General features: G+C 42.1%; 2 protein-coding genes. One reads left to right on the top strand and one right to left on the bottom strand.

The features are described 5' to 3' along the window. Positions 1-54: 54 nt before the first annotated feature. On the bottom strand, positions 55-2739 hold the full coding sequence (locus H6G77_RS18195; protein WP_190872314.1) for a TonB-dependent siderophore receptor: 2685 nt from the start codon (positions 2737-2739) through the stop codon (positions 55-57). A gap of 987 nt (positions 2740-3726) precedes the next feature. On the opposite strand from H6G77_RS18195, the gene H6G77_RS18200 reads away from it, so the two are divergent. Continuing rightward, positions 3727-10347 (top strand): non-ribosomal peptide synthetase, encoded by a 6621-nt coding sequence (locus H6G77_RS18200; protein WP_190872315.1) that lies wholly within the window; start codon positions 3727-3729, stop codon positions 10345-10347. Positions 10348-10350 lie beyond the last annotated feature (3 nt).

Here is a 10350-nt window from a genome sequence, read left to right on the forward strand (position 1 = left end):
AATTTGACTCAATGTCCCAACATTCTGACTCCTGAGTTTTGACAAATTCAATTATCAAAAAGTCCAAGAAATAGTTCCTTGAACTGTCAATGGCTCACCATAGGAGACTCGTAAACTATTGAAAGAATTTTCAAAATAGTTTACGTCAAAGAGGTTTCTAATATTGATTGCCGCACGGAATCCGTCTTGTTTGTAAAAGACAGCAGCATTAGTTGTTACATAGCTGGGGACTTCAAATGTATTCCCAGTATCACCCGCACGCTCGCCCACATAAAACAATCCTAAGCCAAAGCCTAAACCCTGCAAATTGCCTCGTTGAATTTCGTAGGTTGTCCATAAACTAGCAGCATGAGGAGTGGTCTGAAGTACGCGATTGCCAACAGGAATGCTATTATCTGCTGTCACACGAGCATCGTTGTAGGCATAACTAGCAAAGACATTCCATCCCGGTAAAATTTCCCCAGCAATGCTGAATTCTAGACCTTGGCTGCGCTGTTCTCCAGTTTGAATCGAAAAGCCGACATTATCGGGATCGTCAGTTAAAACATTCGATTGGGTAATGTCATAAAAAGCTAGGGTAGTTGAAAGCCGACTATTCAAATCTGCTTTGATCCCAACCTCATACTGTGTACCCCTGGTAGGTTCAAATTCCCTACCATCAAAGGCTCTACCAATTGCTGGTTCAAAGGAGCGACTATAGTTGGCATATAGAGAAATCGGCTGGATTGGCTGATAGACAATGCCCACACGGGGACTCCAAGCACTGACAGTTTGACTGGTTTCTGTATTAGCGAGAAAATCTTGGTCAGTTTGGGTGAAGACATCAAATCGGCCGCTTACGAGTAGCTTTAAATTGTCTGCGATCGCTACTTGATCTTGTAAGACAATCCCAAGCTCGTCAGTTACCGTCTTGGTATCTAGTTCAAATGTCACATCTCCACGCGCTTGACCGTAAACAGGATTAAAGATATCGATGGGAGCGCCTGATCTGCCTGTAAATTTTAAGGTATTGTTTAGCCTGCCTAAATCGACACCAAATAGTAATTGATGCTTGATTGAACCAGTCTCAAACTTACCAATTACATTCGTCGTCAACCTATAGTCACGATACCGATCATTGAAATCGTTGGATGTTCTCAGGAGTGTCCGATTATCAGCTAAAAGTCGAGTTCCGATATTGACCCCAGAAGCATCATAGTTAACGTATCCATATCGAAAAGTATTATTAATCGACCAATTCTCATTAAACTTATGCTCTAAGCGATATCCAATCCTGGCATTTGTCACATCCAGTTCGCCTTCATTTGTAATCAGGCTCCGGGATATATCACCATTCGGATTTGCCAAGATTGTTCCCCGCGCAGGTAAGCCCAAATTGTAGTCTTCTTGCTCTAGATACTTGTAAGTTGCTTGAATACTCAAATTTGTATTCTCACCCAGTGCCAGATTTAAAACAGGCGCAACTACTAAGTTTCTAGTTTGGCTGCGGTCAGTGAAAAACCCTTGATTGCGATAAGATGCGTTCAGCCGATATAGAGCCTTCTTATCTTCATCCAATGGCCCAGACAAATCAATCTCACCACGATAAAAGTCAAAACTACCTACAGTTGCTTCAACAAAATAGTAAGGATCTGGTAAAGGCTGTTTTGAAACAAAGTTGACTGTTCCCCCTGGAGATGTTGTCCCGAATAAAACCGAGTTTGGCCCTTGCAAAACTTCGATTCTTTCAATTCCTGTCAGATCAGGCCCAATGTTAGCGCCTACACCATTTGTTGTACCTTCTCTAATGCCATCAAGATTAGGTTGGCTCAAGAATCCTCGCACTCGCAATCTTAACGAGTCAAAGTTAGAAGGTGCGGAGTTACGCACACTTGGAGCATTCAAAAGCGCAGTAGAAGTATCAGCCCGTTGATCCCGCAACACTTCTTGCGGAATAATCTGAATCGATTGGGGAATATCTCGCAGTGGTGTATCCGTCCGCGTCACCGTACTCGCTTCCGGCACACGATATCTATCTTGTTCTCCCGTTACTACCAACTCAATCGGTTCATCCGGCGGCGCTGATGGAGTTTCTGAAGGAGTTTCTGATGGTGTTTCACTGGCTGGCTGTTCTGGCGCTGGCCTTGTTTCGCTGGGTTGCATTGCCGTTGTTGTCGATGCTACAGCAAAAATCAAACCCGTATTATCATCAAACAACTCAACTGTCGGCGCGGCTTTGTCTCCCACCACAGTCACGCGCACAGTATTGGCATCAATATTTGTAACTGTTATTTCTGTAATTTCTGTCAGAGGTTTATCGGAGCGAAATGTGAAAGTGTCTCCCGATGCTAAACGCAACTGAGCATTAGGAATATCTGCAATAAAATTATTACCGCTACTACGATTGACAACTTGCAGTTGTTCTCCAGCAGTAGTCTCTAAAATGATCTCCACACCTTTATCTGTGGGAGTTGCTTTGACTCCTGTAATTGGTACAACTTGAGCTTGAGTGCTGGGTTCTGGATTTGTAGGGGTGGTTGGTGTTTGTACCAACATCCAGGCGCTAGTCCCAGGTAGTTTAATTTCGCTCAGTTGGGGAATATTGTTCGTTAATTTTTCATCTCTCAACTGTTCTCCCTTGAGAGCTAAGGGTTGGATTCTTCCATCTTCTTCTACGTCCTCGGCTTTAACGGCAGTGCCAATCAAACAAACAATCGCACTTGTCAGCAAAAGGCTGCGAAATAATTGGTCTATTTTCATTTACGTCCTCATACCTAATAAAATCACCTGCTCGTTACCGAAGACGAACAGCAACTAGTGACAGTTATTGTCAACTAACTTAAGTGAGTTTAATCATAGTATGAAGTAATACAAAACACAAGATAGTAGAGAATTTATTTCAATTAGCAGTCTATTATCTGGTTACAAATCAGGACTTATGCTGATGTAGTATGCTTGCTTGATACACAGATTTAAACCATGACAATTGCTACAGTTACTGTCTCTAGAGAGTATTAATTAGTTGTCAACCCACCAAAAATCTTGGGATAAATATATATAGTGGACTAGGCAATGAATTTTACTACGCATCTAATTGCTGAATCGTCAAGCTTTCAGTCTGCTACTCACAGGGATGTCTGAAATAGGTAAAAATGATGTTGTTTGGGTTTATTGATAATTAATTGATATAACAACCCTATTGCTAAAGCAATTAATTGTCGTTAAGTTGATAGATGTTAAGTGAAAGTAAATCTCAATAATATTGAGACTTATTTTTAGAAGAAGTCTTAGCGAATCATACTTTGAGTGCTGTTAGTGGTTGACTCAAGCAACAACTTAACCCTTGAGAGTTGTAACTAACATGGTGAATGTTTTCCTCTAACTCTGTTAAATTCTTAGGGTTAATTGCAGAGTTTCAGGCTTGGAGTATGTTCTGCACGAAAACCGTTGTTGGTCGCTGTTCTTAGGGGGTGCTAAATGGGACGATTCCCAGGTGGGGTTAACTTGAATCGGGTATTCCAGAAAATGAGCTAACCCTGGCTAAAGCTTGTAGTTTGCTCAGAGTTGGATATCGCCGTGATTGATTGCGTGTTGTTATAAAATTACCGCTCTGATATTCGCTCTAGGATTTTGAGCAGTAAATCTAGTTTTACTGCTGGTTCTTAACTGCTTATTTTTATCTGAACAGATTTATAGAGTCTAGATAGAAAGTAAGTAGTGCATTAAAGTGCATCTAGTCATCTAAACATGAATCAATATTCTTCTAGCTTTCAACCAAGCGATGTCTTCTCTGCGACAAGCGACACTAACGATGAGTTTAGCCTCAGTAACTGTAGAACAGTTGTTGAACTGTTGGGTTGGAGAAGTTCTACCCAAGGAAATCAAGATATTTTCACTTTTTTACTAGATGGAGAAACAGAACAAGCGCGGCTAACTTATCAAGAGTTGGATAGACTTGCTAGACGAACGGCTGCACAATTGCAAGCAATGGGTTTAGTGGGAGAACGTGCTTTACTGCTTTATCCGGCGGGACTAGATTTTTTAATTGCTTTTTTCGGTTGTTTATATGCGGGAGTTGTGGCTGTTACTGCTTATCCTCCGAGAAATCAGCGTAACACACCGAGAATCCAGGCGATCGCTCAAGATGCACAAGCCGCGATCGCGCTGACAACAACAGATATACTCCCAACAGTGCAGTCTTTAATCAGCCAAAGGACTGATTTGGGATCGTTGCAATGGCTGACAACAGATAATATTACCCCAGGAATAGAAGACAACTGGCAACAACCTCATATTGATCAAGATAGTTTAGCGTTTCTGCAATATACCTCTGGCTCAACGGGAACACCCAAGGGTGTGATGATTAGTCATGGAAACTTACTGCACAATGCTCAAACAACTCGCCAATTTATGGAGCATTCGTCAGCTAGTAAGTTTGTGACTTGGCTACCGATGTACCATGATATGGGTCTAATTGGTGGGATATTGCAACCTTTGTATGGCGGTTTCCCTTGCATTATTATGCCGCCTGCGGCTTTTCTCCAACGTCCTTATCGTTGGTTACAGGCGATTTCTCACTATCGCGGGACAACCAGTGGCGGCCCGAATTTTGCTTATGATTTATGTGTGCAGAAAATCACACCTGAACAAAAAGCAACTCTTGATTTGAGTAGTTGGAGTGTAGCCTTTAATGGTGCGGAACCGATTCGTTATGATACATTAGAGCGATTTGCAGAAGCTTTTGCAGAGTGTGGCTTCCGCAAAGAAGCGTTTTATCCTTGTTATGGGATGGCGGAAACAACTTTGATGGTGGCTGGTGTACAGAAGGCTGCGCCACCAAAAATCAAAGCATTGCAGAAATCTGCATTAGCATCTCATCAAGTTGTCGAGTCATCGGTGGTTGGGGGAGATGATACATCTTACTTTGTTAGTTGTGGTCAAATTATTCCTGACCAGAAAGTAGTAATTACTAATCCAGACACACTCAAGAGTTGCCAACCTGATGAAATTGGGGAAATTTGGGTAGCTGGATTGAGTGTTGGTCAAGGATATTGGCATCGTCCAGCAGAAACCGCAGAAACATTCGGAGCTTATTTAGCAGATACCGGCGAAGGGCCATTCCTGCGGACAGGAGATTTAGGCTTTTTGCAAGATGGAGAATTATTTATTACAGGGAGAGCGAAAGATTTAATTATTATTCGTGGTCGCAACCTGTACCCCCAAGATATAGAATTAACGGCTGAACGCAGTCATTCATCCTTGCGTCCTGGTGCGAATGCCGCATTTACAGTTTTAGTTAACAACGAAGAAAAGCTAGTAGTTGTCCAAGAATTAGAGTTTCGCGCTAAACCAAATTTAGAAACAGTAATTAATGCAATTCGTCAAGCGGTGACGGAAGAACATGAAGTACAAGTTTATGCAGTTGTTTTAATTAAACCAGGGACAATTTGCAAAACTTCCAGTGGTAAGATTCAACGCCGCGCAACTCGCGTACAGTTTGAGAATGGTGAACTGAATATAGTTGCCAGCAATATTTTAAAAGCTAGTGATATTATTCAAGAGTCAATTCAATTACAGCATTCTCAACTGTTGACACTGGCTACACCAGAACGTCAGACAGTTTTAGAACAATATTTAATTGTACAAATAGCCAATGTTTTAGCGATCGCACCTGATAATATTCCTCTCCAAGCACCATTAAGCACCCTCGGACTAGATTCTTTAAAAGTATTTGAGTTGAAAAATCGGGTTGAGGTTGACTTAGAAGTAGAAATATCCATTGCAGACTTGTTTGCAGGGATGAGTCCGCGATCGCTGGCGACTAAAATCCTCACCCAAATAACAGCAGCCGCTTTTATTCCTGCTGTACGTCTAAACCCAATCCCACAAGCCGAAGTTTATCCTTTGTCTTTTGCACAGCAAAGATTATGGTTCCTCGACCGATTGCAACCAGGGAACCCAGCTTACAATATTTCCTTAGCTGTAAATCTCCAAGGTGAGCTTGACATCATCTTGTTAGAGCAAAGTTTAAACGAAATTGTCCGACGACACGAAGCTCTCAGAACCACGTTGACTGTTGTCAACGGACAGCCAGTACAAATTATTACTCCTTCCCTCAAATTATTCTTATCAGTAATTGATGATCAAAAGAATATTGCATCCTCAGTCCAGCAATTCTTGACTGAGCAAAGTCAGCAACCTTTTGATTTGATCAAGGGGCCATTATTACGTGCTGAACTTTTGCGCCTTGCACCACAAGAGCATATTCTGTTGCTGGAAATGCACCACATCATCTCTGATGGTTGGTCTAGTGAAGTCTTTTTACAAGAGATAGCATCACTGTACAAAGCATTCTTAACTGGAACTGCTTCATCTTTACCAGAAATTTCTATCCAATACAAAGATTTTGCCCATTGGCAGAGACAATGGTTGCAAGGAGAAATTCTGCAAACTCAACTTTCTTATTGGAAGAAACAACTGCAAGATATACCAGCAGCATTACAATTACCCACTGACCGACCAAGACCGACGGTACAAACCTCAAATGGCGCTCAACAATCCCTCGAATTGTCTGAAGTACTGATCAATAGACTCAAGGCGATCGCCCATCAAAAGGGTGTAACTTTATATATGTTGCTATTGGCAGCATTTCAAACTTTCCTCTACCGCTACACCGGACAAGATGATATTGCTGTCGGTTCACCAATTGCTAACCGTAATCGTGATGAAATTAAAGGGTTAATTGGCTTTTTTGTCAATACTTTGGTGCTACGTACAGACCTGAGTGGCGATCCAACTTTTGACGAGTTACTGAAGCGAGTTAAAAAGGTAGCTTTAGAAGCCTATACACACCAGGATTTACCCTTTGACCAACTAGTAGAAGCAGTGCAACCAGAACGCGACACCAGTCGCACACCACTGTTTCAAGTCATGTTTAATATCCAAGATTACTCCAATTTACCAGAAATGCCTGGTTTGGCGGTAAGTTGGGTCAAAATCGACACCAAAACAGCACAGTTTGATTTGAGTCTTTCTATTGATATTACACATCAAGCAGTGGCGGCATCCTTCCATTACAATACTGACCTATTTGATGCTGCGACAATCGCGAAAATGCTGAGACACTTTGAGAATTTACTGTCAGGGATTGCTGCTGAACCTCAAACTCGGCTATCTAATTTACCACTTTTGAGCGAGGCAGATCGTCAGGAGTTACTAGAATTTAGTACAAATAAATCCCAAATCTCCAATTACCAACCTCAACAGTGCATTCATCAACAATTTGCAGCCCAGGTAGAACGAACACCAGATGCAATTGCAGTCATCTTTGAAAATCAGTCTCTAACTTACAGAGAGTTAAATCAGCGTTCAAATCAATTAGCAAATTACCTCAAAACCCTGGGAGTTAGAGCAGAAGTTTTAGTAGGAATTTGCATAGAACGCTCTTTAGAGATGGTGGTTGGACTGTTGGCGATTCTCAAAGCTGGAGGTGCATATTTACCTCTCGATCCGGCTTATCCCCAAGAACGCCTCGCTTTGATGTTAAAAGATGCCCAGGTGTCAGTTTTACTTACTACGTCAACACAAGCTGAGAAACTCCCCGAACATCAAGCTCAAGTCATTTGCTTAGACACAGATTGGGAAGTTATTTCGCGTGAAAGCCAAGAAAACCCAATTCATCAGACACAACCGGAGAACCTCGCTTATGTAATTTATACATCTGGTTCCACGGGAACACCCAAAGGGGTAATGATTCAGCATCATGCTTTAAGTAATTATATCAATATTGCATGTATAGAATTGGGGATAAAGTCGAGCGATCGCATTTTGCAATTTGCCTCCATCAGTTTTGATACTGCGGCGGAAGAAATATTTCCCTGTCTAGTTTGCGGTGCTAGTCTCATATTGCGGACAGAGGAAATGTTAAGTTCAATACCGCAATTTTTACAGCAATGCCGCGATTACAGAGTCACTGTTCTGGATTTACCTACCGCTTTTTGGCATCAAGTTACTGCTGAATTAGCAACAGCAAATTTGGCAATTCCTGATTCTCTGAGATTAGTGATTATTGGTGGCGAAAAAGCCAACAGAAAGCACTTGACAACTTGGCAGCAGACTATTGGTCAAAAAGTACGTCTTCTCAATAGCTACGGCCCTACAGAGACAACTATTGTGGCAACACTTTGTGACTTATCAGTACCAACACTGGGCGAAGTGCCAATTGGCAAAGCTATTCCTCAAGTTCAAACTTACATCCTTGACTCCAATCTACAACTAGTGCCTGTAGGAACTCCTGGCGAATTATATATTGGAGGTGTCGGTGTCGCTAGAGGCTACCTGAAGCGACCAGACTTAACAGCAGAAAAGTTTATTCCTAATCCTTACAATTCAAAACCTGGAGAGCGTCTTTACAAAACAGGCGATTTAGTTCGCTACTTGCCTGATGGCAACCTAGAATTTCTCGGACGTATTGATCATCAAGTCAAGATTCGAGGATTCCGCATTGAATTAGGAGAAATAGAAACTTTACTAAATCAACACCCAGGTGTTCGAGAAGCGGTAGTTGTTGCTCATTGCGATCGCTCAGATCATCAGCGATTGATTGCTTATGTTGTCGGACAGTATCACCCAGAAAAAGTAGAAGCCTTAGACACTCAACAAACCTTGCAGTGGCAAACTGTCTTTGATAGTCTCTATAAAAAGTTTGATACTTCTCAAAACTCTGGTTTTTATATCAAAGGTTGGGAAAGCAGCTACACAGGAGCATCTATTCCAGATGAACAAGTGCATGAGTGGATGAAGCAAACCACCGGGCGCATCTTAGGTTTACAGCCCAACCGGGTTTTAGAAATCGGTTGTGGTGGTAGCGGACTAATGCTTTTCAGCATTTCCCCCCATTGTCAGCAATACTGGGCAACAGACCCCTCACAAAATGCCCTGCAAATTCTCCAACAACAGTTAGACACCCTAGAGCAGCCATTAGCAGGAGTCACACTCAGTCAAAGAAGTGCTTTAGATTTTGATGATGTGGCAGAGAATAGCTTTGATGGCGTGTTAATTGTCTCTGTGGCTCAGTACTTCCCAAGCATTGACTATTTGCTCCAGGTTTTGGAGAAGGCAGTCAAAGCTGTAGAACCAGGTGGCTTCATTTTCCTGGGAGATGTTCGCAGTCTGCCCCTCTTAGAAGCCTTCCATGCCTCAGTTCAACTTTATCGATCTCCAGACAATCTTTCTAAGGAGGCCTTACAACAGCGTGTGCAGAAACAGTTGTTTGAAGAGAAACAATTAGTCATCGACCCCGCTTTCTTCATAGCCCTCAAACAGCATTTACCTAAAATCAGTCATGTTGACATTTTGCTAGAGCGTGGTTGTTCTCACAATGAATTAACTAAATTTCGTTACGATGTGATTCTTCATGTGGACGATCAACCAACTTCGACGGCGGAGATATCCTGGCTAGATTGGCACAAACAAGAGCTAACCCTTTCTTCCGTTCGCTGTATTCTAGAAGAAACTGCACCCCAATTTTTAGGTATTACCGGTGTACCGAATGCCCGCACGATCGCAGATGTTCAGCTCGTGCAGTGGTTGGCAAATAGTGAAAAACCAGAAACTGTAGGTGAGATCAAGCAGTTGTTCAGATATCTTGAAGATCGAGGCGTAGAGCCAGAAGACTTCTGGGCATTAGAAAAAGACCTCCCTTATTCAGTCCAAATTACCTGGTCAAACACTGGTGCGGGCGATCGCTATGATGTGATATTTAAGCGATCTACACCTGATGCTGCTGAGTGTTTATGTTTACCTGCTGCTGTACCTCCTTCATCTCGTCCTTGGCACAATTACGCTAACACTCCGTGGCAAGGAAACTTAGCGCGTGAACGAGTACCTCAACTCCGAGATTTTCTCAAAGAAAAACTACCTGAGTACATGGTGCCAAGTGCTTTTATCTTCTTAGATGCACTACCTTTAACCCCAAATGGCAAAGTCAATCGTCGCGTCTTACCATTGCCAGAAAGTTACGCTACCCAAAACAACCTCTATGTAGCACCTGAAACAGAGCTACAGCAGACCATTGCTGATACATGGCAAACAGTACTAGGTATCGAAAAAGTTAGTATTAACGATAACTTTTTCGATTTGGGCGGACATTCTTTGTTGATTTCTCAGGTAAACGCCCAATTACGAGAAAAACTACAACGTGATATCTCAGTAGTAGAAATGTTTCAATATCCTAGTATTAGTTTGTTAGCCAAACATCTTAGTCAAGAACAGCAAGAACAACAGTCTTTTCAAGAAATTCGCAACCGTTCTGAAAAACAGAAATCGGCTTTAAACAGGAAAAAACAAACTCGTAATTTACGCAAATAAAAC

This window comes from Aulosira sp. FACHB-615, assembly GCF_014698045.1.
Classification (GTDB): Bacteria; Cyanobacteriota; Cyanobacteriia; order Cyanobacteriales; family Nostocaceae; genus Nostoc_B.